Source organism: Mesorhizobium sp. B2-3-5, assembly GCF_006442395.1.
Lineage (GTDB): Bacteria > Pseudomonadota > Alphaproteobacteria > Rhizobiales > Rhizobiaceae > Mesorhizobium.
The window spans coordinates 95,989-120,977 of record NZ_VFVX01000005.1; the positions used below are offsets into that span (position 1 = coordinate 95,989).

A 24,989-nucleotide genomic window follows, 5' to 3' on the forward strand; every position below is an offset into this window, starting at 1 on the left:
GCCGACGTCCGCGGCGCTTCACGGGGCCCATGTATCCTCGTCGGCTCGGTTTCGAAGTCTTGGCTACTGCATCGACCATCCGTGGCTGACCACCAGCGACTGGCCGGTCAGCGCGCTGGACGGGAAGGCCGCGAGAAACAACGCTGCTTCCGCCACGTCCTGAACAGTCGTGAACTCGCCGTCGACGGTTTCCTTCAGCATGACGTTTTTGACGACTTCCGCTTCAGATATCCCGAACGCGCGGGCCTGTTCCGGAATCTGCTTTTCCACCAGCGGCGTGCGAACGAAACCGGGGCAGATCACATTGGCACGAACTCCATGGGCGGCACCCTCTTTCGCTACGACCTTAGCCAGGCCGATCAGGCCATGCTTGGCTGTCATAAGCCGCTTTGAGCGGCGATGCTTCCTTGGAATGTACCGAGCCCATGTAGATGATGCTGCCGCTGTTCTGCTTGTACATCTGCCGCAAGGCGGCGCGGGTGGTCAGGAAGGCGCCATCGAGGTGGATGGAAAGGAGTTTCTTCCATTTTGCGAATTCGAATTCGACGAGTGGGCCGACGATCTGGACACCGGCATTGCTGACCAGGACGTCCAACCGGCCGAAGGCTTGGATCGCTTGACCCATGCCGATTTCGACTTGCTCCTCATCGCCGACGTCCATCGCGACTCCGAGCGCACGTTTGCCCTCGGGATCGATCTCGTCCGCGGTCCTTTGAGCCGCCTGCCGATCGAGATCCGCGATGACCACCTTTGCCCCCTCACTGGCAAAGGTGAGTGAAATTTCCCTGCCGATGCCGCTCGCGGCTCCAGTGATCATCACGACCTTGTCCATAAGACGGCCGTCGGGATTCGCAGCCTGCTTGACCGACAACGTTTCATTCAGCGAACGCATGGGTTTATCCTTTGCTAAACATTGGCTTCGTGTCAGCAAGATAGTCATGGACAACCGTCCCGAGCGGCAGGGTCAGATCGGCAACGATGTGCATCGCCGATATCACTTCCAGAACCGGCAGCTCCGCCACGGGGGCCAGCGCGTGCGACCAAAGATCGAGCGATGCCGGGCCGTGCCAGGCTTCCTTGAGATCGATGTCTTCCAAACGATATTCGACCAGTTCACAGATACGCGGCCTGCCGTCGACATGGGGGATGATCTTAAGCAGGAAATTGGGTCCGCTGAGTGAGGTCCTCACGGATGCGAGTTCGGCAGCCCGATGCTTGTAGCCCATCGTTGCGGTGGCGACACGGACCGGGCCGTAGTCGAGCGTGCCCACAAGAGTATCGGTCTCCACGCGGAGCGTGGGACTGGCCAGCTTCTTCGGGAAACCCCACAGTTCGCGGCCACCTGCGATCGGCGGGTGATCGTCAAGAAACATGCAATGGGTGTAGCTGCCATGGCGGCCGCGAAAGGAGACAGGAATGACCTGTCCACTTTCCGTGTAGTCGCCAAAGCCCGAAGAGTCGGGCATGCGTATGAACTCGAACTTCACCAACGGGTCGGGCACATCAAGCGGTTCCGGCACAAGCTCGCGCAACTTCCTCGGATCCGTCCGATAGGTGATGATCAGATACTCGCGATTGCGGAAACGATATGGGCCGACTGGATAGGCGGGGTTGGTCAGAGGCATGGCAAAGGCCGTTTCCCTGACAGTGTCTTGGTTCATGGCTGGTGTTCCTTGGGTGGAGCGGTCTGCCGGGTTTCAGGAGAAGCCCGTTTGAGCTTGGAGGATTGGAGCACGATCTCGATCGCGCGGCCGCGTCGCGGCCGCTACTCCTGCCCGTAGTCGGCGAGATCGTACGTGCTGACTCCCTCCAGATTGTCCGGTCTGCTCAGTGCCTCTGGCTGACGCAGCGTGCGCACCGCGTCGCTGTAACCGGCTTGCCAATGGTCCTCCATCGACAGCCTGGAAAATTCGTAATCCTTCGAGTGCGTCTCGTACTGTCTGGACCGATAGATCAGGTGAACCAATTTGTAGACCTTGTGGTCGGCAAGAGAGCTCAGCATGGTGGCTTCATCGCTGCCGAGCAGGTCGGCGGGAAGCTTTGCAAGTAAGCCCGCAAGCGCGTGCCGGGACCGCTGGTGCTGCTTGAACTGCTCGGTGTTGGCGCGCGTGCGGCTGGAATACTGGATTTCCTTCTGCCTGGTCGCCACGTCGGCAAGATTGCGAGGAAAATCACCCTGGGCGCTCCATAGGTCCACCTGGAAGGCGAGCGTGTCCTGCCGAGGCCCGTTCTCGGCCACCCATTGCAACGGAGTGTTCGAGATGAGGCCGCCGTCCCAGTAGAATTCCCCCTCGATCTCAATGGCAGGGAAGCCTGGCGGGAGCGAGCCGCTGGCCATCACGTGCTCTGGACGGATCGTATGGGTTTGATTGTCGAAGTAGACGAAATTACCCGTGCACACGTTGACCGCGCCTGCGCTGAAACGCATGCCGCCTGCGTTGATCCGGTCGAAGTCGACGAGCCGCTCAAGCGTGCTCTTCAGGTGGGTGGTTTCGTAAAAACTTGTGCCCTCGATTGCTCCACCCGGGCGGAGCCACGGAGCGGGTTGCCGGAGGCTGAAAAAGCCCGGCGCGCCAGCAATTGCCGCGCAGGCCGCGCTGAACTGATTGAAGATCGCGCGGGACAGGTCGCCTTTGGGAGCCAGCGCGTCCGCGGTGCTAGCCCAGTCGAGCAGAGGGTTCGTCGTAATCTCGCGCCAGAACTCACGCAGCTTTGAGACCCGTTCGGAAGGCGCGTTACCGGCAATGATTGCCGCGTTGATGGAACCGATGGACACGCCGGCAACCCAGCCCGGATGAATGTCGGCTTCCGCAAGAGCTTCATAGACTCCCGCTTGGTAGGCCCCGAGCGCGCCTCCACCTTGCAGCACCAGGGCAATGCATTCGAACGGCAGCGGCCTTGATTTGAAGTGCTGGGACTGAACATTCATTGATGCCATTCCTTATTGTCAGATACGCTTGTGTTGCGAACACCGGAGCTCGAGCTGCTGCCCGGCTCGCTAGGCAAGTTTCATATTGTACAAATGCGTCAAATCGACTATTTGGTCAATATGACATTTGCGTAATGGTGCAATGCAAAAAAGGCAGGACGGATGGCAAAGGTTGATTTGGCGCGCAGGGCTGAGATCGGACGGGAGAAGCGGGAAAGAACGCGTACGCTGATCTTGGATGCCGGGATGATGCTGATGGGAGAACGCCCTCGCGAGGCCGTCACGATCGATGCCGTGGTCGAGGCCGCCGGGGTCGCGAAGGGGACCTTTTACTACCACTTCCAGAGCATCGACGAGCTGGCCGCGGCTGTTGGGGAGAAACTCGGCGAGAGCTTCGACGCGGTGCTGACGGATGCACGCCTCGCACTGGAGGATCCTGTCAAACGCCTGTCTTTTGCCTTCGCGAAGTTCCTGGAAAAGGCGATCTCGGACCCCAACTGGGCACGGCTGGTCGTGCAGAGTTCTCAGTCGCGCGCCGAGTATGCGCGAGGTATTCGGGCGAATCTGAAGGCGGACATTAGTCAGGCAATAGCCCAGGATCGCGTGAGCATACGCGACGCGGAGCTCGCGGTGGACATCGTCACGGGTATATGGCTGCAGGTGACGCGAGGCATCCTCGATCGTGGCCCCAGGCCCGAACTGACACAACGGACTATCGAGGCGGCACTAAGGGCGCTCGGCGCATCGCGGTCGGACCAGCAGAACGCCTGGAACCAATGGGCATGACCGCACGGTCGGCACCACACTGGAAAGGCGACTTTCCAGCCAATCTCCCGAAAGCGGACGTTCCGCTTTTTTGACCCAGTGAAGACATTCGCCGCGTCATTGGCAGGCGTGCGGCACCGGCCTTGAATTCTCTGCGTGGCTGCCAAGTTGATCACCTCCATTAACCATTTGTTAACCATTCGGCCGGCACCCTTTAACCATTGAGTAAGGATTCGCCAGCCGTGACCTTTGCCGCCCCCCTTGAGGCCAAATCCATTCGTTTCCGCGCCCGCTCTTTCGTCGCGTTCACGCTGACGCCGGAGGCGCCGATTTCTGATTGGCTGGAGGGGCTGGATCACTGGATCGGCAATTCGCCGGGCTATTTTTCCGGGCGGCCGGTGGTGCTCGATCTCAATGTGCTGAAGCCCGCCGTCGAGGACATCGCGCTGCTGGTCGCCGCGCTCTGGGCGCGCGGCATCCGTGTCTATGCCATCGAGATGGAGGGCGCTTCGCTCGGGCCTGATCTGCCGCCGCTGCTGGCCGGTGCCAAGGAGGCGACTGCCGAGGGGCTGCTTGGCCGGGCCGCGCGCAAGGCACGGGCGGAAGAGCTGGAGGCCGCCGCCGCCGAGGCGCCGGCCCGGGCGGAACCGTCAGGGCAAGAGGCAGCGCACGCGCAGGCCTTGCAGGCCGAGATGGCGGATCCCGCGCTGGCAAGGCTCGAAGCAGTCCGGATCGAACCGGCCCGCACGGAAGCAGCCAAGACGGAAGCAGCCAGGACGGAGGCGGTCAGGACGGATGCGGCCGGGACCGAGGCTGCAAGGGCGGGGCAGGGTGCTGTCCAGATGCCCCTCGAGCCCGCCGCCGGCACGCTGATGATCAAGGTGCCGATCCGTTCCGGACAGTCGGTCTTCCATCCGCATGGCGACGTCATCGTGCTGGGCTCGGTGGCGTCGGGTTCCGAGATCGTCGCCGGCGGCTCGATCCATGTCTACGGCACGCTGCGCGGCCGCGCCATCGCGGGCTCGGAAGGCAATATTTCGGCGCGCATCTTCTGCCGCAAGAACGAGGCGGAGCTGCTCGCGGTCGACGGCTGGTACACCACGGCCGAGGAGATGGAAGGGGTGTCGCGCGGCAAGGCGGTGCAGGCCTTCCTCGAAAACGATGCGCTGTGCGTGATGCCGCTCGGCTGAAGCCGGTTCTCGGGGCGCAAGCTTCGGGCCGGCTTCGCGTGCGAGTGTCGGCGGTTCTGATCAGGCGCCGTGCTGGCCACGGCGAAACGAAAACATAAAAACGCCAACGGAGGCTGGATTTATATGGGCAAGGTAGTGGTGGTCACTTCGGGCAAGGGGGGCGTCGGCAAGACGACCTCGACGGCCGCGCTCGGCGCTGCCGTGGCCAAGACCGGCAAGAAGGTGGCGCTGGTCGATTTCGACGTCGGCCTCAGGAACCTCGACCTCATCATGGGCGCCGAGCGGCGCGTGGTGTTCGACCTCGTCAACGTCATCCAGGGCACCGCCAAGCTGTCGCAGGCGCTGATCCGCGACAAGCGGCTGGAGACGTTGTACCTGCTGCCGGCCTCGCAGACGCGCGACAAGGACGCGCTGACCGAGGAGGGCGTGGCTGAAGTCATCGGCCGGCTGCGCCAGGTGTTCGACTATGTGTTCTGCGACAGCCCGGCCGGCATCGAGCGCGGCGCCCAGCTCGCCATGCGCTTCGCCGACGAGGCGGTCATCGTCACCAATCCGGAGGTGAGCTCGGTGCGCGATTCCGACCGCATCATCGGCCTGCTCGACGCCCGCACCATGCGCGCCGAACAGGGCGAGCACATCGCCAAGCACGTGCTGGTCACCCGCTATGACGCGGCGCGCGCGGCGCGCGGCGAGATGCTGTCCATCGACGACGTGCTCGAAATCCTCTCGGTGCCGCTGCTCGGTATCATTCCCGAAAGCCAGGATGTGCTGAGGGCCTCCAACCTCGGCGCGCCGGTGACGCTCTCCGAACCCACCAACGCCGCCGCCAAGGCCTATCTCGAAGCGGCACGGCGCCTGGAAGGCGAAGACCTGCCGGTGATCGTTCCCTTCGAGCGCAAGGGCTTCCTCGACCGGCTTCTCGGAAGGAGGGCCGCATGAGCATCCTCGACCTCTTCAAGCGGCGCACCAGCGCGCCGGTGGCGCGCGAGCGGCTGCAGGTGCTGCTCGCCTATGAGCGCCGCAGCCGTGGCCAGCCCGATCTCGTATCCGTTCTGCGCGAAGAGATCCTGGCTGTCATCGCCAAGCATGTGCAGATCGACCAGGACTACATCCAGGTCTCGATGGACCGCGGCGAGACCATGTCGACGCTGGAAATCGACATCCAGATCCCCAACAAAAGCGCCGTGCCGCTGGCGATGGCGGGTTAGCTCAACTGATCTCCCCCCTCGAGGGGGAGATGTCGACGAAGGCGACAGAGGGGGTCGTCTCGCACGGATCGCCGGCATGATTTGGTCCAACAAAGGGTGTCGCGCTTCACGCGAGGCGACCCCCTCTGGCCTGCCGGCCATCTCCCCCTCGAGGGGGAGATTGCGCACCCTCACGCCGCGGCGAACATCACCGTCTGTGCCAGTCCGCCGCCCGTGCGGTTCTCCAGCGTGACCGTGCCGCCGTAGCGCTCGATGATTTCCTTGGCGATGGCGAGGCCCAGGCCGGCCCCCGGGATGGATTGCTGGCGGCCGGGGTCGACGCGGAAGAAGGGCTCGAAGGCCTTGTTGATGAGGTCGGACGGAATGCCCGGGCCGTTGTCGAAAATGGTCAGGACCGCGCGCCTGTCGGTGACGGCAAGAGTGATGGTGCAGGCCTTGCCATGGGTGGCGGCGTTGACGATCAGGTTGCGCAGCGCGCGGCGCAGGCCGAGCGCGCCGGCGCGGATCGAGACCTTGTCCAGATGCCCGATCGAGACGGCATGGCCGAGCGAGGCCATTTCGGCTGATATGTCGCGCACCATCTTCTCCAGGTCGATCGGCTCGACGGCATCCTGGTTCACCTCCTCGCGCACGAGGCGAATGGCGCTGTCGGCGATGCGGTCGAGTTCGTCGAGGTCGTGGAGCCATTTGTCGCGCTCCTCGTCGAGGAATTCGGCGCGCAGCCGCATGCGCGTCATCGGCGTGCGCAAATCGTGGCCGGCGGCGGCCACCAGCCGCATGCGGCTTTCCATTGATGTCTTCAGCCGCGACGAGAGCTGGTTCAGCGCATGCGCCGTCGCCTTGACCTCGGCCGAACCGACTTCCGGCACCGCGGCCAGCATGCCGTCGCTGCCGATCTTGGAGACGGCGGCCTCCAGCATTTCCAGCGGCCGGATCAGCACGGCGGTGAAATAGACCGAGACGGCGGTGGCACCGGCCACGATCAGCGAGATCCAGCCGGCCAGCACCAGCCATTCGCGTCCGGGCGGCTTGAGGTGCGGCACCTCCATGATCGCCCACCGGCTGTCGGGCAGTTGCACCGATGCGACATGGCCGGGTTCGTCCGGCTTCGCGCTGATGATGGCCAGCAGGTCGAGGCCGCGGCGGTGCAGGATGGTGTTGAGCATCGCCGTTTCCGCACGATCGACCTTGCCGCCGGCCGGACGCTCGGCGAACTGAACCCTCAGCACGTCCGGAATGGGCCCCGGCAGCAGCCGCGCCACGAGTTCCATCTGCTGGGCGACCCACGGCACGGTCAGCTCTGGCGGCGGTCCGCCGCCGCGCACGCTGATGACGGCGGCGGTCGCCAGGCCGACGACGCCGACTATCGAAAGGACCAGCAGCAGGATGAGGCGGCGGCGCAGCGAATTCACGCCTGCGCCTCCACCGCCTCGACGCGCGCGGTGAGCTGGTAGCCGCCATTGCGCACGGTCTTGAACAGCGGCCCGTCGCCGATATCGGCGAATTTGCGGCGCAGCCGGCTCATCAGCACGTCGACCGAGCGCTCCAGCGGATCACGCTCACGGCCCTGGGTGAGATCAAGCAGCTGGTCGCGCGACAGCAAGCGGCCGGGGCGGTCGAGGAACACCTGCAAGAGGTCGAATTCGGCTCCGGTGAGGTTGATGCTCATGCCTTGCGCGTCGGTCACCTTGCGGGTGTCGGGCTCCAGCCGGTAGCTGGCGAAGCGGTAGATGCGGGGGCGAGGGGTCGGCGCCTCTTCCGGCACGGCACGCCGCAGCACGGCGCGGATGCGGGCGGTGAGTTCGCGCGGGTTGAAGGGCTTGCCGAGATAGTCGTCGGCGCCGAGTTCCAGGCCGATGATGCGGTCGACATCTTCCTTCAGCGCCGTCAGCAGGATCACCGGGATCCGCGGCTTGCGGTCGCGCAAGGCGCGGCAGATGTCGAGCCCCGAACCGTCCGGCAGCATGACGTCGAGCACGACGAGGTCGAACTGGCCGGAGGCCAGCTTCTGCTCGCATTCGCGCCGGTCCGCCGCCACGGAGACGCGAAAACCCTGGCCATCGAGGTAGCGGCCGAGAAGCGTCCTGATCTCGCGGTCGTCGTCAACGACGAGGATATGGGGATGTGACTGCATGATCGTGCCCTTGCTTGACCCGTGATTATAGGAAGAGCGCGCGCCAGCGGCATGGAAAATTGCAACGCAATGTTGCCAGCGGGCCGCCGGAAACATTCGGAAACAAATTGCCCCTTTGCGGAAACCTTCGGCAACAAGCCGACGCGAAGCGGACAAACACGCTTCCTATCCTCATGGCCATCCGATGCATGAGAGAAAGGAACACCGTCATGCGAAGCAGACTTCTTGCGCTCGGCCTGTTTTCCGTCGCCGCCGTCCATCCAGCTCTGGCCGCGCAGTCCGATCCCGGCGCGCCCGGTGGGCCACCAGCCATGGCCATGCAGGATGGGCCTGACCATGGGCCGATGGCCTCGTGCGGCCAGAACGGGCCTGGCCCTCAGGGCTTTGGCCCGCATGGGCCGATGCGGCACGGTCCACGGGCCTGGGGCCCGCAGGGTTGGGGTGGGCAGGGCTTTGGCCCGGAAGGCTTTGGCCCGCACCGCATGGGGCCGCCGCCTGAATTCATGCTGGCGGCAAGGCTGGCGGTGCTGGAGACGCGCCTCGGCATCCGCAGCGAACAGCTCGACGCGTGGCGCGACTATACCAGCGCGCTGCAGGCGGTGCTTGCGCGGCCCGATCATGGTCTTGGCGGCTCCGAAGGCCCCGGTGCGGGTCCCGGCGGCAAGGCCGATCCCTTCGCCTTCCAGGAGAGGTTGGCTGACGACGTCACGGTGCGCGCGGCCTCGGCCGCCAAGCTGAAGGATGCGATCACCGCGCTGCGCGCCAAGCTCACGCCCGAACAGCTCGAAATCCTCGCTTCGGCGGAACGCCCGCATGGACCACCCCCCGGTCCCCTGGGCGGCCCGCCGGATGACGCAGCCGGCCAAGGGGGCCTGCCCAATGATGGCCCGCCGCCGCCCCAGCCCGGGAACGGCGGATAATCCTGACCGGCCGCGCCGGCCGGCCCGATGTCCAACCCGTTCTCGGGCCGGCCGGTTCTCCTGGAATGGCGGCTCCGTGCCGCCATCCCACCGTTCGATCCCCATGAAAGCACGGCAATGTGGGAAGCCCTGATGATGCTGCGGCTGATCGCGTCGGTCAGCCCGAAATTCTCGCTCGGCAAGGCCGGGCGAGGCATGGCGCTGGCTGGGCGGGGCAAGACGCTGCCCGCGCGCATCATGCCGCAGGCCCTGCCGGTCGAGACGCTGAAGGGCGCGATCCGCCTGGACTTCGCCGCCTGGCGCCTGTCGCTGCCGGTCTCGCGGCCCAACGGCCACGGAGCTCATGACCGCAAGATCGCTTAAGGCATCGGCAAAGGCGCTTGGCATGTCTTCGATCATCGGCATAATGGCGCGGATGGGCATCGCGGCCACCAACTCGAACGTGTCGGGTTTATTTGGCCGAGAAGAAGGAGCGCGGCATGAGCCGCTTCGAAGTCTTGTTCGACGCGGGCCGTGTATCGGCGCGGCTTTCGCCATGACATCGATCGCCATTACCGGCGCACTCGTCGATCCTTTCAATTCCACCTTCGCGGACAGCCAGACGGCGACCAAAACTCCAGGGAGAGATCCAGGCCATGCCGATCCAGTCTAGTCATCCACGCCGCGTCGCCCCCTGGACGGCGGCGCTCACCGCTGCCCTTCTGCTGGCGGCCTGTTCGCAGGAGCAGGGCAAACCGCCCGCCGGCATGGGCGGCGTCGGCAAGCCGGAGGTCGGCGTCGTCACGCTGCATCCGCAATCGGTCGCGATCACGGCCGAATTGCCGGGACGCACGGCGGCTTCGCTGATCGCCGAGGTGCGCCCGCAGGTCGACGGCATCATCCAGCAGCGCCTGTTCAAGGAAGGCGCCGAGGTGGTGGTGGGACAGCCGCTCTATCTCATCGACCCGGCCAGTTACCAGGCCGCCTATGACAGCGCCGTCGCGGCCCAACAGAAGGCGGAAGCGGCGGTGCCGACCGCGCAGGCCAAGTTCGACCGCTACGCCGGGCTCTTGAAGCAGAACGTTGTTTCCAAACAGGATTACGACGATGCCGCCGCCACGCTGGCGCAGGCCCAGGCGGATGTGGCCTCGGCCAAGGCCAGCGTGGAGACCGCGCGCATCAGCCTCGATCGCACCTCGATCACGGCGCCGATCGCCGGCCGCATCGACAAGTCCACGCTGACGCCGGGCGCGCTGGTCACCACCAACCAGGCTACCGTGCTCACCACCATCCGTTCGCTCGACCCGATCAATGTCGACGTCACGCAGTCGAGCACCAATCTGCTCAATCTGCGCCAGGCGATCTCGGAAGGGCGGCTGAAATTCAGCGGTCCCAATGTCAGCGTCAAGCTGAAGCTCGAGAACGGCACCATCTATGCGCAGACCGGCAAGCTGGAATTCGCCGGCGCCAATGTCGACCAGACCACGGGTACCTTCGCGCTCAGGGCCGAGTTCCCCAATCCCGACCGCCTGCTTCTGCCGGGCATGTATGTGCGGGCACTGGTCGAGGAGGGCGTCGCCCAGAACAGTTTCCTGGTGCCGCAGCGCGCCGTCACCCGCAACACCAAGGGCGAGGCGACCGCCATGGTCATCAACGCGCAGGGCAAGGTCGAGACGCGTGTGCTCGCGGTGCGCAACAGCGTCGGCAACAACTGGCTGGTGGATTCGGGCGTCGGCGACAACGACCGTGTCATTGTCGAGGGCCTGCAACTGGTGCGGCCCGGCGGCGATGCGACAGGTGTCGAAGTGACGATCGACGAGGCGACGGGCGAGGTCAAGGATCGCGGGCAGACATCGGCCGCATCCGCCCCATCCAAGGTGGCCAGCGCCGGCCAGCAACCGGCGCCCGCCGCCTCGACCGGGAACTGAGCGATGTCCACATTCTTCATCAACCGGCCGATCTTCGCCTGGGTGATCGCCATCGTGATCATGCTGGGCGGACTGCTCGCGCTCACCACGCTGCCGATCTCGCAATATCCGCAGATCGCACCGACCACGGTCAACATCAGCGCCACCTATCCGGGCGCGGACGCCCAGACGGTGGAAAATTCGGTGACCAAGGTCATCGAGCAAGGCATGACCGGCATCGACAATCTCGATTACATGACGGCAACGTCGACCTCTACCGGTTCGGCCTCGATCACGCTGACCTTCACCAGTGCGGCCAATCCCGACACCGCCCAGGTGCAGACGCAGAACAAGCTGCAACTCGTCCAGTCGCAGCTGCCGCAAGTGGTGCAGAGCAACGGCATCACCGTCTCCAAATCCTCGACCGGCTTCCTGATGGTCATCGGTTTCGTCTCCAGCGACGGCAAGATGAACTCGACCGATCTGGCCGACTATATCGACGCCACCATCAACGACACGTTGAAGCGCGTCGAAGGCGTCGGCTCGACGCAGCTTTTCGGCTCCGGCTATGCCATGCGCATCTGGCTCGACCCCGACCGGCTCGCCAAATATGCCTTGATGCCGAACGACGTGGCGGCCGCCATCCAGGCGCAGAACACGCAGGTCTCGGCCGGCCAGCTCGGCGGCCTGCCGGCGCGCAAGGGCCAGGAACTCAACGCCACGGTGACCGCCAAGAGCCGGTTGCAGACCGCGGAGCAGTTCCGCAACATCATCCTGAAGAGCCAGACGGACGGTTCGCTGGTCCGCCTCAACGATGTCGCCACGGTCGAGCTCGGCGCCAAGAGCTATACGACGCAAGCCCACTATAACGGCAAGCCGGCGGCCGGTGTCGCCATCAACCTGGCGACCGGAGCCAACGCCATCAACACCGCGGAGGCGGTGCGCTCGACGATCAATCGTCTGAGCTCGACCTTCCCGCAAGGAGTCGAGGTCGTCTATCCCTACGACACCTCGCCCTTCGTGCGGTTGTCGATCGAGGAGGTGGTCAAGACGCTGGCCGAGGCGATCGTGCTGGTGTTCCTGGTGATGTTCATCTTCCTGCAGAATTTGCGCGCCACCATCATCCCGACCATCGCCGTGCCGGTGGTGCTGCTCGGCACGTTCGGCGTGCTGTCGCTGTTCGGCTATTCGGTCAACACGCTGACCATGTTCGCCATGGTGCTGGCCATCGGCCTGCTGGTCGACGACGCCATCGTGGTGGTCGAGAATGTCGAGCGCGTGATGCAGGAGGAGGATTTGTCGCCGAAGGAGGCGACGGAAAAATCGATGAACGAGATCACCGGCGCGCTGGTCGGCATCGCCACCGTGCTCTCGGCCGTGTTCGTGCCGATGGCTTTTTTCGGCGGTTCCACCGGCATCATCTACCGGCAGTTCTCGGTGACCATCGTCTCCGCCATGGTTCTGTCCGTGCTGGTGGCGCTGGTGCTGACACCGGCCCTTTGCGCCACGATCCTGCGGCGGCCGAAGAACCATGCGACGCAGACCGGTCCATTCGGCTGGTTCAACCGCATGTTCGATCGCGGCACGACAGCCTATCGCGATGGCTCGCATGGCATCATCAACCGGTCGTGGCGCTTCCTCGCCGTGTTCCTGGCCATCGTCATCGGCGTCGGCTGGTTGTTTGCCCGGCTGCCGAGTTCGTTCCTGCCGGAAGAAGACCAGGGCATCCTGATCACCAGCGTGCAGCTGCCGGTCGGCGCCACCCAGGACCGCACCGAGCGCGTGCTGGCACAGGTGACCGACCACTATCTGAAGGACGAAAAGGACGCGGTCGCGGGTGTCTTCACCGCATCGGGCTTCGGCTTCGGCGGCGCCGGGCAGAATGTCGGCATCGCCTTTGTGCCGCTGAAGGCTTTCGACCAGCGCAAATCGCCGGCCATGGCCGCGCAGGCGATCGCCGGCCGCGCCATGGGCGCGTTCAGGAAGATCAGGGATGCGCAGGTCTTCGCGCTTGCACCTCCGGCCATCCAGGGCTTCGGCAACACCAACGGCTTCGACTTCTACCTGCAGGATGTCAATGGCGCCGGTCACGACGCACTGATCCAGACGCGCAACCAGCTTCTGGGTCTTGCGGCGCAGAGCAAGCTGCTCGCCAACACCAGGCCCAACGGCCAGGAGGACCAGCCGCAATTCTCGGTCGACATCGACCAGGAAAAGGCAAGCGCGCTGGGCGTCAGCCTCGCCGACATCAACAACACGCTCTCGACCGCCTGGGGCAGCAACTACGTCAACGATTTCATCGATCGTGGACGGGTGAAGCCGGTCTATTTGCAGTCGGACGCCAACTTCCGCATGCAGCCGGAAGACCTGGACAAATGGCAGGTGCGCAATCCGAGCGGCGCCATGGTGCCGTTCTCGGCCTTCGCCTCCAGCCACTGGACCTTCGGCTCGCCCCGGCTCGAACGCTACAATGGATCCGCCGCGGTCGAAATCCAGGGCGCGGCGGCGGCTGGGGTAAGTTCGGGTGCGGCGATGGACGAGATCGACAGGCTGGTCGCCCAGCTGCCTCCCGGCTATTCGCATGAATGGACCGGGCTGTCGCATCAGGAACGGCTTTCGGGCAACCAGGCGACGTCGCTCTACGCGATTTCGGCGCTGGTCGTGTTCCTGTGCCTTGCGGCACTTTATGAAAGCTGGTCGATCCCGTTCGCGGTCATGCTGTCGGTGCCGATCGGCATCTTCGGCGCGCTGCTGGCGGCAAGCCTGTTCGGCCAGACCAACGACGTCTATTTCAAGGTCGGCCTGCTGACCACGATCGGCTTGGCCGCCAAGAACGCCATCCTGATCGTCGAATTCGCCATCGAGCGGCAGGCGGCGGGCATGGGGCTCGTCGAGGCGACGCTGGAGGCGGCGCGACAACGGTTGCGGCCGATCCTGATGACGTCGCTGGCCTTCATCCTCGGCGTTACGCCGCTCGCGATCGCCAGCGGCGCTGGCTCCGGCGCGCAGAACTCGGTCGGCATCGGCGTCATGGGCGGCATGATCGCGGCGACCGTGATCGGCGTGTTCCTGGTGCCGCTGCTGTTCGTGACGGTGCGACGCATCTTAAAGGGCAGGGCGGCCAAACAAGATCCGGGGCAGGATACCGACGAAACGCCGGTGACGGCCACCCAGCAATAGGGAAACGTCCCATGACAGGTTTGGAACGTGGTCCGGTGGCCGCGGGGCGGCTCATTGCGCCTGTGATATCGGAACGGCGCTGTCGACGGCAACAAGCCCGAGATCATCGACATCAAGACCGGGCCAAAGCTGGCCGGCCAACTCGTCACGAAGTGACTAAAATGTGTAAGCCGAAGCATCAGATGTTCGTTTATAGTATCGTCGAGGCCATGAAATGTCGCGCATTTACGATCTTGCATCCGATGTGATCCGGCGTGTCTATGAAAAACGGATAGACGCGCCGGCTATCCTTGATGCCGCCACCGAATTTCCGAACGCGGCGAAATTCACCAGCGCCTGGCGTGACATTCGAGACGAGGCGCTTGGCGTGCGGCTGGGTCAGGCGCCGCGCTTCCACGACATCATGCCGGAGCAGGCCGAAATCTCGGCCAATGACGGTCTCGACTGGCGCATGTTCGTGCTCAAGGCCTATGATATCGCGGTGCCGGAGAACCTCGCGCGGATGCCGGTTCTTGCGCGGCTGCTGACCGAATGCCCGGAAGTCAAATCGGCGGCGGTTTCCTTCCTGGCACCGCGCAAGCACATCCCCAGCCATCGCGGGCCCTTTCGGGGCATCATGCGATTTCACCTTGGCCTGGCCATTCCGCGGCAGGCGGATGGCCGCCCGGCAACCGTCATGATGATCAATCATCAGGAGAGGCGGATAACGGACGGCGAAGGCATGCTGTGGGACGACACATACCCGCACGAGGTGATGAACAACGCCGACGAGGCCCGGGTCGCCCTGTTGCTCGACGTCTGGCGCCCAAGCATGCCGCTGGACATGGAGATCCTGTCCCGGCTGATCCTGCTTAGCGTGCAAGCCGGGATGCGCCGCCGGGGCGTGTCATTTGCCGGCTGAGGCGGCGGCAGGCCGTTCGCCTCGCGCACCGGTCCTGACCCCATCAAGCCGTCTCCACTGCCTCACGACAGGCGGGCCGGTTCGGCCTATCCCGAGGCCGCCAGGGGGCTGACGCCCCGCGGCATGGAGGATAACATCAAGTGACATTGACCCCGGTTGCCCGTCGCGAAGCGGCGCCTTTGCCCGTCGCGGCGCTGATGGGCGCCATGGTATCGATCCAGATCGGCGCCACCTTCGCCAAGACCCTGTTTCCCGTCATCGGCGCGCAGGGCACGACGACGCTGAGGCTGGTCATCGGCGCGCTGATGCTGATCGCGGTGCTGCGGCCTTGGCAGGTGCGGCCGTCGCGCGCCACCTTGCCGTGGCTCATCGCCTATGGCGTGACGCTTTGCGCGCTCAACCTCCTGTTCTATGCGGCGCTCGCCAGGATTCCGCTCGGCGTCGCGGTGGCGCTGGAGTTTTCCGGGCCGCTTCTGGTGGCGGCGCTGACCTCGCGGCGCGCCAGTGACTTCGCCTGGATCGCGCTGGCCGTGGCCGGGATCATCCTGCTTTCGCCCTTTGTCCACTCGCTGCAGCCGCTTGATCCGACCGGGGTGATGCTGGCCCTGGCGGCCGGCGGCTTCTGGGCGCTCTACATCGTGCTCGCCCAGAAGGCGGGCGCGGAACTCGGCAGCCGCACCACCGCCTACGGCATGGCGATCGCTGCCGTGCTGGTGCTGCCTTTCGGCGTGGCGGAGGCCGGAACGGGGCTGCTCGCGCCGTCGATCCTGGTCAGTGCGCTGCTGGTCGGCCTGTTCTCCAGCGCGCTGCCGTTCTGGCTGGAAATGGTGGCGCTGACCCGGATGCCGGCCCGCATCTACGGCACGCTGACCTGCCTGGAGCCGGGGCTCGGCGCACTCGCCGGCTTCCTGTTCCTGCACGAGAGGCTGGCCATGCCGCAACTTGCCGGCATCGCCGCCGTCATCGTCGCGGCCGCGGGCACCGCACTGACATCGAAGCCGCCGGTGCCGTCGCCGGAGTAGGCGACCGACAGACGTACCGGCTCATGCTGCAAAGCCGGTTCCACCACCCTTGAGCCGGATGATTTCAGGTCGAATCGACCTAAAATCTGAATCCGCTCTAATTCTTGTCTTTACGCAATCTCGGACGGAAAACCGCTACGCACTTTTCCTGGATTGCTCTGGTTCAGAACCGCAGGCCCAGATTGATCTTCGCGCCCTGGTCGACCGTGCCGCCGCCGAATTGCCCGGTATAGGACAGGCCGAGCGTGGCATTGGCCGACATGCCGAGGTCGAGGCCGGCCTCGACGACCGCCGCGTCCCTGGCGACAGGCACGCCGGCGATGGTGAAGGCGTCTCCGCCCGCGAAGGCGAAGCTGGAAGTCGGCGCGACATCGCCGAAGGCGTGGCGCCAGCCGAGCATGCCGCGCGCGGTGGCGTCGATGCCGCCAAGCATGAAGCCCGTCGAGCCCCGCAGGCCGAGCGTGGTGAAGGTGGTGTTGGTGCTTGTGCCGGTGCTGGTCAAAGCCGACGCGTCGCCCGTTTCGGTGAAGCCGTCGGTATGCAGGCTGACATAGGCCAGGTTGGCGAAGGGTTCGACCTTGAAGCGCCCGGCATCGGCCTTGTAGGCGAGTTCGCCGAACGCTTGCGCCGTGCCGGCGTCGTAATCGGCCGAGAGCTGATCGGCAAAACCGGTGAAGGCGACGGAGCGCTTTGTCGAGAGGCTGCTCCAGCTGTAGGCCGCGCCGCCGCGGAAGGCGATGGCACCCCAATTGGTGCCGCCATAGAGGCCAAGATGATAGCTGTCGCTCTTGCCGGAGGCGTTTCGGGCGTCCGCATCGAAAGAGGAATGGCTGTAGCCGCCGATGAGGCCGACGCGCCAGCCGCCGACCAAGGTGTCGGCGCCGGCCAGCAGGCCGCCGGTCGAGCGGTCGAAGGCGGCGGCGTTACCATCGCTGTCCTTGTTGCCCCAAGAACCAAGGCCCTGGCCCCAGACGGCGAAGCGATCGGTGTCGGCGGCGACCATCTCCGGTCCACCCTCGCCATAAGCCATGACCGGCAGTGCCGCCGCACCAACATCGCCGAAGGCCGCGGCGATGCGATTGCTGGCGGCGTCGCGGATGAAGCGGCTGTCGTCGAGCAGCATGCCCTTGGCAGAGGCGTGGATCTCACCCGAGAGCTGGTCGAAGGCCGCCTGGGCAGCGGTTTCGCTGGGCAGGCCCATAATGGCATCAAAGAGCGGATTGCCCCCGCCAAGGCTCTCGGCACCGCCGCCGGTGGCGCTCTGGTTGGGCGTCAGGCCGACCTCGGCGAAGGACTTTGCCTGCACCACATCGAGATAGACATGCGTCGGGTCGTAATTGGCGATAAGGCCGATGAAGGGGCCGGCCCCGCTGAGCGTGTAGGTGCCGGTGACGCCGGTATCGGCTTGCAGCACGGTGTAGTGCGTGCCCAGCACGTAAGGCGCGGCATCCGTCTTGGCCACGTCGAGGACCGCGCCGGCGGCGAGCGTCGCCGTGCCCGTCGCCTGGATGAGGTCGGACTGGCCGGTCGATGTCAGTTCGACCTGATAGATCGAGCCCGCTGCCTGGCCGATGTCGCCCGTGACATTGAGGGTGCCGATCGAATTTCCCGGTGCGATGATACCGCCCGACTGTGCGACGATGCCGCCTACCGTACCGTTGCCGCCCAGCGTGCCGCCCGAGATCGTCACCAGCGAGTTGGCCAGCGAACCGTTCACGGCCAGCCGCCCGCCGCTCACATTGGTTGCACCGGTGAAGCCGCTCGAATCGGCGGTCAGGTTCGTCGTGCCGGCGATCTGGTTGACCATGCCCGCGCCGCTGATCGCCGACGCGAAGGCGTAGCTTGTGTCGATGTGGTTGAAGTTGATCGCCCCCGCGCCTTGTCCGAACTGAACGCTCGCCGCATTCAGCGCGCCGGCCGCGGCCGCTGGCGATCCGCTCGCCGCGCCGATGTTCAGCGTGCCGACGGAGCCTGCCAGGGCGGCGATGTTGACCACGCCGCCGGCCGACACCACGCCGCCATTCGCGATCGTCAGTGTGCCAGTGCCACTGATGCCGACATTGAGATCTCCGCTATTAGTCCAGGTTGAGCCCGCGCCGCCGACGTCAGCGGTACCGGTGGACCCGGCATAAAAGCCCAGACAGCCATCGGTGTCAGCGACCGTGCCGCCATTCGAGACGATCAATGAGCTCGTGCCGCGCTGACCGACAATAAGGAGGCTGCCGCTGGTCCAGGTTGAGCCCGCGCCGCTTACGATCGCCGAACCCGTCGACCCGACATCAAAGCCCAGATAGCCGGCATTGCTGGTGACTGTACCGCCGTTCGAGATCGCCAGCGTGCCGGTGCCGTAATCGCCGACAACCAGCAATCCGCCGTTGGTCCATGTCGAGCCCGTGCCGTCGACGAATACCATGCCGGTCGAGCCTGCTTTCGCGCCAATGGTCCCCGCGTCATTGCTGACGGCGCCGCCATTCGAAATCGTCAACGTGCCCGTGCCGGCGTCCCCGACAAAGAGGCTCGACGCGATGCTCCAGATCGAACCTATGCCATCGACCGTCGCCGCGCCGGTCGAGCCCGCATTGGCACCGACAAAGCCGATGTTGCTGCTGACAAGACCGCCGTTCTGGATGCTCAGTATGCCAGTGCCGTCATTTCCAACGTAGAGGCCGTCCGTGTCGCTCCAGGTCGATCCGCTTCCGGTGACCGTAAGGGTGCCGCTCGAACCGGGATTGACGCCGATGTAGCCCGACGCAGCGCTCACTGCGCCGCCGTTCTGGATCGTCAGCGCGCCGTCACCGCGATAGCCGATGGAGAGAAAGCCGGAATTGGTCCAGTGCGAGCCCGCGCCGTCCACCGTCGCGGCGGCAGCCGGGCTGAAATTGGCGCCGATATAGCCGTTGGTGTTGCTCACCATGCCACCGCTCTGGACCGTCAGCGTGCCGGCGCCGTCCCAGCCGACATAGAGCTCGCCGGAATTGGTCCAGGACGAGCCGGCGCCGGCGACTGTCACAGCGCCGGTCGTGCCGGATTTGGCGCCGACGATGCCACTGTCGTTGCTCACCGCGCCGCCGTTCTGGATCGTCAGCGTGCCGGCGCCGCCCCAGCCGACAAGGAGATTGCCGGAATTGGTCCAGGACGAGCCGGGGCCGGTGACCGTCGCTGCGCCATTGGAACCGGCCTGCTCACCGATCGAGCCGAAGGAATTGCTGACAGCGCCGCCATTGGAGATCGTCAGCGTGCCGGTGCCGGCATGGCCGATGAAGAGCGCCCCGCTGTTGGTCCAGGTCGAGCCGGGCCCGTCGACCGTCATGGTGCCGGTGCCCTGACCGTAGCCGACATGACCCACGGTGTCGCTGACAGCGCCGCCGCTCGAGATCGTCAAGGTGCCGGTGCTGTTCGTACCCAAGGCAAGGAAAAGGTCGGAACTGTTGCTCCAGAGCGAGCCTGCTCCAACGACGCTCACGGTACCGCTCGCGTTCGAAACGTAGCCGAGATAGCCGGCGGTGTCGGAGAGGGTGCCGCCGCTCGTAATCGTCAGCGAGCCTGTGTAACCGGCAATGGTGCCGGCAAACAGATAGTGCGCGGCTGCATTCGGCGCATTGACCACCGCCGGATGCGGGAACGTGACATCGAGAGTAACGTCGTCGCTCGATGTCGGAACAGCGGTGGGGTTCCAGTTTCCGGGGGTAAACCAGTTCGTGGAGGCGGCGCCGGTCCAGCTATCGGCGGCCGATGCGGAGATCGACTGGCCAAGGCCGATCAGAGCCGTCGAAGCCAACGCCAGATATTTCAACGCCTTCATCTTGCGGCCTTCAAATCCATTCTGCGGCATTCAATCCCCTGACCTGGCAGTCGTTGCACCCTGAGGCTGACATGTCATCGGCGCCCGGCTGTTGTCTTGGGCAGGGCAGCACTGGAATTGGACTGGAGTGAAATGCCGTGCCTTTTCCGCGCACTGTGGCCGTTTGGTCCCATCGATCGCCACCGGCGCCGTGGCTTTTCGGCCTTTCAAGGAGAGGGAATCAGACATGGCGCCGGTTTGCCGGTTGCCGGAGGGTGCCCAGGTCTATCTGGCCCCCGTCGGCGTATGGCCGAAACGGCGACGGAAGCAGCGGTTGAAGTACGACACATCGCTGAATCCGCTTATCATGGCGATGTCGCTGACCCGCATGTCGTCATTGTGTCTGTGCGAAAGCATCTTGTGGGCTCGCTGCAAGCGCAGCTCGAGAACGCGCTCGGTGAAGCTGGTGCCCGTCTCCTGAAGGAGATCGTGGACGTAGCGCGCCGACAGGCCGAGTTCTTGCGCGACACCTTGGGCGGAGATGCCGGGGTCGGCAAAATTGCCGGCGATCTTCGACAGGATCGCCTGCAGCCTGGCGGCGCGCAGGCCGCGAAGGCCGGCCAGTTCGGCAGCCTGACCTTTCGCGCCGGTCACCAGGCCAATCAAATCGACGATCGTCTCCGTCGCGTGGGCTATGAGATCGGGCGAGGCGAGCGGGCGGCCGGTTTCAAGAAGCAGGCAATACCGCTTGAGAAGATCGAGAGCTTCGTTGTCGGCGTCGATCTTCAACGCCAGCCTGTCGTCGATCTGCGGGAAGGCCTTGGAAAGGATGGCGCTCGGGACCACCACATTCGCCCATACATTCCTGTCCGCGCCGCCCATTTTCAGTGCTTCCGACGCGGTGACCAGCACGGCTTCTCCCTGACCGATGCCATATTCGCGGCCGACCTGAGCCCCGGACAGCACGGTGTCGGCCTTGTTGATCAGCAGCAGATAGCCGTCATTGTCGTCTTCGGCGATGTTGCTCGCCTTCCTGGTCGCATGCTTGATGGTTCCAGACATCTGGCCAAGAACAAGCGGCCCGACAGCCGTGGCTTCGATCGCGGCTTCGAAGGGCAGGTTTTGCGATATGCCGTACTCGACCGCCCATATTTCCGCGACATGAATGTCTTGCCAGAGGGTAAATCGTTCGCGTTCGTCAAGATGTGATGGCAATTGAGCCGATGAAAACACCGTCTTTCGCGACAATGTAAGACCCCAACAGAGCACCCGGTTTCAAAAAAAATCGAACGCGATGCTTTCCATTGTGAGAATAACCGGCAACAGTGGCCGCCTGGCGTTCAATTGATCGAATTGAACCTTTAATCGAGAGCGACCGCGCCTGGCGTCATCCGAAAGTATGACGCCGCAAGATCCGCCAGCGGCGGGATCGGGGGCATGCTTGGAGGCGTGATGGAGAGACCAAGCAGCGAACTCCTTTCTTCGATTATCGGCGATATCTATGATTGCGTTTTGAACCCCGACGGTTGGGCCGGGGTGATGACCCGGATCACAACGGCTGTCGATGCCGCCTATACCACCATCGCGCTTGCCAGCACCGACGGCAATCATGGCCGCTTCGCGGCCCAATCGCCCTGGGATCCGGAGCAGATGCGCGTGCTCCAGGACGATTATGACTTCGACACGATTCCGGGGCTGAAGGCCGCGGTCGTCGGTGACGTCGACACTCCTGTCGCCACGCTGTCTCAGATGAGCGAGGCCGAACTCCAGCAGACGCCGTTTTTTCAGAATTGGGCCAAACCGCAGGGGTTGCGTGAAGGCTGCATCACCAAGTTCGTTCATACATCGGACCGGATCGGGCTCGTGGGCTGCACCACGCGGGCCACGAGGGCGGCCATCTCAGCCGAAGATCAGCGTTTCCTGGCATTGCTCTCGCCGCATCTGCGCCGTGCGTCGCTGATTGGCGACCTGCTCGATCAGACCCGCGTCACCGCCAATCTTTATCGCCAGGCGCTCGACCATCTGGCGGTGCCTGTTGTTCTGACCGGCGCCAATGGCGCGATCCTTCACGCGAACGGGGCAGCCGAACGGATGTTTTCGATGCAGGGCCCGATTCTTTCCAGGAAGGGCCTGCTCCAGGTGCAAAACCCGGCGGTGGCCCGTCCCCTGCTGGATGCGATCGCCAATGCCGCCAGCGCGGATGCCTCGCTTGGCGCCCGAGGCATAGGCCTGCCTATTTCGGCCCCGGGTCAGCCGCCGGCCGTCGCCTATGTGTTGCCGTTGACCGAAGGAACCGCCCGGGCGGTTTTCCGGCCCGCATGCGCCGCCGTCTTCGTGTCGACCACGACGTCCGCTTCGCCACTGCCGGAAGCCGTTCTCACCACATTGTTCGACCTTACCCCCGCGGAGGCGCGGGTGCTGCTGCGCATCGGCAGCGGATTGTCCGCGTCGCAGAGCGCATCGTCGCTCGGCATCGGCGAAAACACCCTGAAGACACACCTCAACCGCATCTTCGCCAAAACCAGCACGAGGCGCCAGGCCGATCTCGTCAAACTCGTTTCGGACATCGGCACGCCGCTGGCAGCTGATTGGCGCTGAAGCCGCCGATCTGCTCCGCGGGGGAGACCGGCGGTTGGACGTGTTCGCAGTCCCAAGCCCCGTGATTTGCGCTCGCTCCTGAAGCGCGTCCCGTCGAAGCGGATTCATACGACGCGCCGAGGGCCGGAATTCCTGGCGCGTTCTCTCCGGCCTGCCGGCCACCTTGCCCTCTCGGCCGTCGCTTCGGCCGCCACGATCGCCGATGTCCTCTATGGACTCGCCAAAATACAACCCCATATTGAATCGATGGAGCTTTGAGCGTGACCTTCGCGCGGGTGGCCCTTCTTGCCGCGGCCTTCGTCGTCGCGGCTGTCCTTTGTCCCTTCTCTTCGGCCGGGAGCGAGAGGGTTGCCTTGAGCGTCGCCATTGACGGCGCCATCGGGCCGGCAAGCAGCAGGCAGCTTGAGGAAGCGCTTGATACCGCGGCCAAACGGGACGCGGCGGTCCTCATCCTGCAGCTCGATACGCCCGGCGGGCTGGTCACCTCGATGCGCGAGATGATCGCCGATATACTGGCGTCGCCGGTGCCCGTCATCGGCTATGTCGCGCCGGCCGGCGGCCATGCGGCGAGCGCCGGCACCTACATTCTTTACGCCACCCATGTCGCTGTCATGGCGCCCGGCACCAATCTGGGTGCCGCGACGCCGGTGGAGATTGGCGGGTTGCCATCGCTTCCAGGCGGCGACAAGGGCGATCAGAAGGACCAGGGCGACCAGAAGGGCCAGGGCGACCAGAAGGACGCCAGTGGACGGCCGGCGGGCGACGCGATGATGGCAAAGGTGACCAATGATGCCGTCGCCTTGATCCGTTCGCTCGCCGAACTGCGCGGCCGCAATGGCGACTGGGGCGAGAAGGCCGTGCGCGAGGCGGCGAGCCTTTCGGCCAATGCGGCGCTGCAGGAACATGTGATCGACTTCGTCGCCCGCGACACCACCGAGCTCCTGCAACTGGCCGATGGGCGCACCGTCGATGTGGCCGGCAGGAAAGTGGTGCTGGCGACGAAAGGGCTGCCGGTCGAGACGCTGGAGCCCGGCTGGTTCATCCGGCTGCTTTCCATAATCACCGATCCCAACACCGCCGTCATCCTGATGCTGGTCGGCGTCTATGGCATCGTCTTCGAGTTCACCAGCCCGGGTGCCGTGGCGCCCGGCGTCATCGGCACCATCTGTCTCGTGCTCGGCCTCTACGCGCTCGATCTCCTGCCGATCAACTATACCGGCCTTGCCCTGATGCTGCTCGGCGTCGTCTTCCTCATCATCGAGGCCTTCAATCCCACCGTCGTGCTTGGGCTTAGCGGCGTGGCCGCCTTTCTGTTCGGCGCCACCATGCTGCTCAGGGTCGAAGGGCCGGGCTTTGCCATGTCATGGGCGGTCATTGGTCCCGCCGCCGCGCTGACGCTTGGATTGGCGCTGCTGAGCGGCACCTATCTCTGGGCGGCGCGCAAGAACCCGCCGCGCGTCGGCGGCGAGGCGATGCGCGGCCAGCCGGCCGAGATCCTCGACTGGCAGGGCGGCGAGGGCCATGTGCTGGCCCTGGGAGAGCGCTGGCGAGCGAAGGCCGACGAACCGATCGCGGCCGGCGACAGCGTCGAGGTGACCGGCATCGCCGACCTCGTGCTGACCGTGCGGCGGCGCGACGCGGGAAGGAATGGAGCAAGACAATGATGATTGGTTACGTGGCCTATCTGGTCGTTGCGCTGGTCGTGATCATCTTCCTGTCCGCGGCCATCCGCATCCTCCGGGAATATCAGCGCGGCGTGGTCTTCACGCTCGGCCGCTTCACCGGGGTCAAGGGGCCCGGTCTCATCATCCTCGTTCCCTTCGTCCAGCAGATGGTGAAGGTCGACCTGCGCGTGGTGGTGCAGGACGTGCCGCCGCAGGATGTGATTTCGCGCGACAACGTCTCGGTGAAGGTCAACGCGGTGCTCTATTTCCGCATCGTCGACGCCGAGCGGGCGGTCATCCAGGTCGAGGACTTCATGGCCGCCACCAACCAGCTGGCGCAGACCACGCTGCGCTCGGTGCTCGGCAAGCACGAGCTCGACGAGATGCTGGCCGAGCGCGACAGGCTCAACAGCGACATCCAGGAAATCCTCGACCAGCGCACCGATGCGTGGGGCATCAAGGTGTCCAATGTCGAGATCAAGCATGTCGACCTCAACGAAAACATGATCCGCGCCATCGCCAAGCAGGCCGAGGCCGAGCGGCTGCGGCGCGCCAAGGTGATCAACGCCGATGGCGAGCAGCAGGCGGCGGCGAAACTGGTCGAGGCGGGCCGCATGCTGGCGGCCGAGCCGCAGGCCATGCAACTGCGCTATTTCGAGGCCTTGCACGACATCGCCGGCGAGCGCTCGTCCACGGTGGTGTTCCCGTTGCCGGTGGATCTGCTCAGCCAGTTCCTGAAGGGGCAGGGGACGTGATGGAGGAGTGCGTAATCTCCCCCCTCGAGGGGGAGATGGCCGGCAGGCCAGAGGGG

Annotated in this window: 21 protein-coding genes and 2 pseudogenes; 14 read left to right on the forward strand and 9 right to left on the reverse strand. The window is 64.9% G+C overall.

Annotated elements, in window-relative coordinates:
* Window positions 1-63 precede the first annotated feature (63 nt).
* The 4 genes and pseudogenes from FJ958_RS32530 to FJ958_RS08305 all read right to left on the reverse strand — a co-directional run.
* Window positions 64-321, reverse strand: a pseudogene (locus FJ958_RS32530) (SDR family oxidoreductase); the annotation flags it as partial.
* Window positions 224-940 (reverse strand): annotated as a pseudogene (locus tag FJ958_RS08295) (SDR family NAD(P)-dependent oxidoreductase). The pseudogenes FJ958_RS08295 and FJ958_RS32530, both read right to left, overlap by 98 nt.
* Entirely contained in the window at window positions 897-1,661 is a 765-nt protein-coding gene (locus tag FJ958_RS08300; RefSeq protein ID WP_140741433.1) for an acetoacetate decarboxylase, read from the reverse strand. Before FJ958_RS08300 ends, FJ958_RS08295 begins: the two are co-directional and overlap by 44 nt.
* A 104-nt stretch (window positions 1,662-1,765) precedes the next feature.
* Window positions 1,766-2,929, reverse strand: a complete 1,164-nt coding sequence (locus FJ958_RS08305; protein ID WP_140741434.1) for a patatin-like phospholipase family protein — start codon at window positions 2,927-2,929, stop codon at window positions 1,766-1,768.
* A gap of 162 nt (window positions 2,930-3,091) precedes the next feature.
* On the opposite strand from FJ958_RS08305, the gene FJ958_RS08310 reads away from it, so the two are divergent.
* From FJ958_RS08310 to minE, 4 genes are all read left to right on the forward strand, one after another.
* Window positions 3,092-3,715, forward strand: a complete 624-nt coding sequence (locus tag FJ958_RS08310) for a TetR/AcrR family transcriptional regulator (protein WP_140741436.1) — start codon at window positions 3,092-3,094, stop codon at window positions 3,713-3,715.
* Between the two features lie 221 nt (window positions 3,716-3,936).
* The gene (gene minC / locus FJ958_RS08315) at window positions 3,937-4,884 is read left to right on the forward strand and encodes a septum site-determining protein MinC (RefSeq protein ID WP_140741438.1); all 948 of its coding nucleotides are present in this window, start codon (window positions 3,937-3,939) and stop codon (window positions 4,882-4,884) included.
* 123 nt (window positions 4,885-5,007) lie between these two features.
* The gene (gene minD, locus FJ958_RS08320) at window positions 5,008-5,823 is read left to right on the forward strand and encodes a septum site-determining protein MinD (protein WP_140741440.1); all 816 of its coding nucleotides are present in this window, start codon (window positions 5,008-5,010) and stop codon (window positions 5,821-5,823) included.
* Window positions 5,820-6,092 carry a cell division topological specificity factor MinE gene (minE, locus tag FJ958_RS08325; RefSeq protein ID WP_140612058.1) on the forward strand — a complete coding sequence of 91 codons (273 nt, stop codon included), beginning with the start codon at window positions 5,820-5,822 and terminating at the stop codon, window positions 6,090-6,092. The genes minD and minE overlap by 4 nt, the downstream gene beginning before the upstream one ends.
* A gap of 170 nt (window positions 6,093-6,262) precedes the next feature.
* On the opposite strand, the gene FJ958_RS08330 is transcribed toward minE, so the two are convergent.
* Entirely contained in the window at window positions 6,263-7,504 is a 1,242-nt protein-coding gene (locus FJ958_RS08330) for an ATP-binding protein (protein ID WP_140741441.1), read from the reverse strand.
* Window positions 7,501-8,226 (reverse strand): response regulator, encoded by a 726-nt coding sequence (locus FJ958_RS08335; RefSeq protein ID WP_140741443.1) that lies wholly within the window; start codon window positions 8,224-8,226, stop codon window positions 7,501-7,503. The genes FJ958_RS08330 and FJ958_RS08335 overlap by 4 nt, the downstream gene beginning before the upstream one ends.
* Window positions 8,227-8,435: 209 nt before the next feature.
* Between FJ958_RS08335 and FJ958_RS08340 the strand changes: the two genes are divergently transcribed.
* The 7 genes from FJ958_RS08340 to FJ958_RS08370 all read left to right on the forward strand — a co-directional run bounded on the left by FJ958_RS08340 (window position 8,436) and on the right by FJ958_RS08370 (window position 16,135).
* On the forward strand, window positions 8,436-9,146 hold the full coding sequence (locus FJ958_RS08340; protein WP_140741445.1) for a hypothetical protein: 711 nt from the start codon (window positions 8,436-8,438) through the stop codon (window positions 9,144-9,146).
* A 27-nt stretch (window positions 9,147-9,173) separates the two neighbouring features.
* Complete coding sequence (locus tag FJ958_RS08345; RefSeq protein WP_246679544.1) at window positions 9,174-9,509, forward strand: hypothetical protein; 336 nt, start codon at window positions 9,174-9,176, stop codon at window positions 9,507-9,509.
* Window positions 9,510-9,531: 22 nt separating this feature from the next.
* Window positions 9,532-9,798, forward strand: a complete 267-nt coding sequence (locus tag FJ958_RS08350; RefSeq protein ID WP_140741447.1) for a hypothetical protein — start codon at window positions 9,532-9,534, stop codon at window positions 9,796-9,798.
* Window positions 9,782-11,053: an efflux RND transporter periplasmic adaptor subunit gene (locus FJ958_RS08355; protein WP_140741448.1), complete on the forward strand. Its 1,272-nt coding sequence runs from the start codon at window positions 9,782-9,784 to the stop codon at window positions 11,051-11,053. The genes FJ958_RS08350 and FJ958_RS08355 overlap by 17 nt, the downstream gene beginning before the upstream one ends.
* 3 nt (window positions 11,054-11,056) lie before the next feature.
* Window positions 11,057-14,212 (forward strand): efflux RND transporter permease subunit, encoded by a 3,156-nt coding sequence (locus FJ958_RS08360; protein ID WP_140741450.1) that lies wholly within the window; start codon window positions 11,057-11,059, stop codon window positions 14,210-14,212.
* Window positions 14,213-14,426: 214 nt separating this feature from the next.
* Complete coding sequence (locus FJ958_RS08365; protein ID WP_140741452.1) at window positions 14,427-15,113, forward strand: aspartyl/asparaginyl beta-hydroxylase domain-containing protein; 687 nt, start codon at window positions 14,427-14,429, stop codon at window positions 15,111-15,113.
* Window positions 15,114-15,253: 140 nt separating this feature from the next.
* Window positions 15,254-16,135: a DMT family transporter gene (locus tag FJ958_RS08370; RefSeq protein WP_140741453.1), complete on the forward strand. Its 882-nt coding sequence runs from the start codon at window positions 15,254-15,256 to the stop codon at window positions 16,133-16,135.
* A 163-nt stretch (window positions 16,136-16,298) separates the two neighbouring features.
* Here the strand turns inward: FJ958_RS08370 and FJ958_RS08375 are convergent, their stop codons facing one another.
* The 3 genes from FJ958_RS08375 to FJ958_RS31950 form a co-directional block, all read right to left on the reverse strand.
* The gene (locus FJ958_RS08375) at window positions 16,299-19,967 is read right to left on the reverse strand and encodes an autotransporter domain-containing protein (RefSeq protein WP_140741455.1); all 3,669 of its coding nucleotides are present in this window, start codon (window positions 19,965-19,967) and stop codon (window positions 16,299-16,301) included.
* Between the two features lie 234 nt (window positions 19,968-20,201).
* A complete protein-coding gene (locus tag FJ958_RS08380) occupies window positions 20,202-21,131 on the reverse strand; it encodes a helix-turn-helix domain-containing protein (protein WP_246679545.1) in 930 nt (309 codons plus the stop codon).
* A 60-nt stretch (window positions 21,132-21,191) separates the two neighbouring features.
* Window positions 21,192-21,545: a hypothetical protein gene (locus FJ958_RS31950; RefSeq protein ID WP_246679546.1), complete on the reverse strand. Its 354-nt coding sequence runs from the start codon at window positions 21,543-21,545 to the stop codon at window positions 21,192-21,194.
* A gap of 21 nt (window positions 21,546-21,566) precedes the next feature.
* Between FJ958_RS31950 and FJ958_RS08385 the strand changes: the two genes are divergently transcribed.
* The 3 genes from FJ958_RS08385 (at window position 21,567) to FJ958_RS08395 (ending at window position 24,933) form a co-directional block, all read left to right on the forward strand.
* Window positions 21,567-22,514 carry a helix-turn-helix transcriptional regulator gene (locus FJ958_RS08385; RefSeq protein WP_246679547.1) on the forward strand — a complete coding sequence of 316 codons (948 nt, stop codon included), beginning with the start codon at window positions 21,567-21,569 and terminating at the stop codon, window positions 22,512-22,514.
* 260 nt (window positions 22,515-22,774) lie between these two features.
* Complete coding sequence (locus tag FJ958_RS08390; RefSeq protein ID WP_140741460.1) at window positions 22,775-24,178, forward strand: nodulation protein NfeD; 1,404 nt, start codon at window positions 22,775-22,777, stop codon at window positions 24,176-24,178.
* Window positions 24,175-24,933, forward strand: a complete 759-nt coding sequence (locus tag FJ958_RS08395) for a slipin family protein (protein ID WP_140741462.1) — start codon at window positions 24,175-24,177, stop codon at window positions 24,931-24,933. Before FJ958_RS08390 ends, FJ958_RS08395 begins: the two co-directional genes overlap by 4 nt.
* Window positions 24,934-24,989 lie beyond the last annotated feature (56 nt).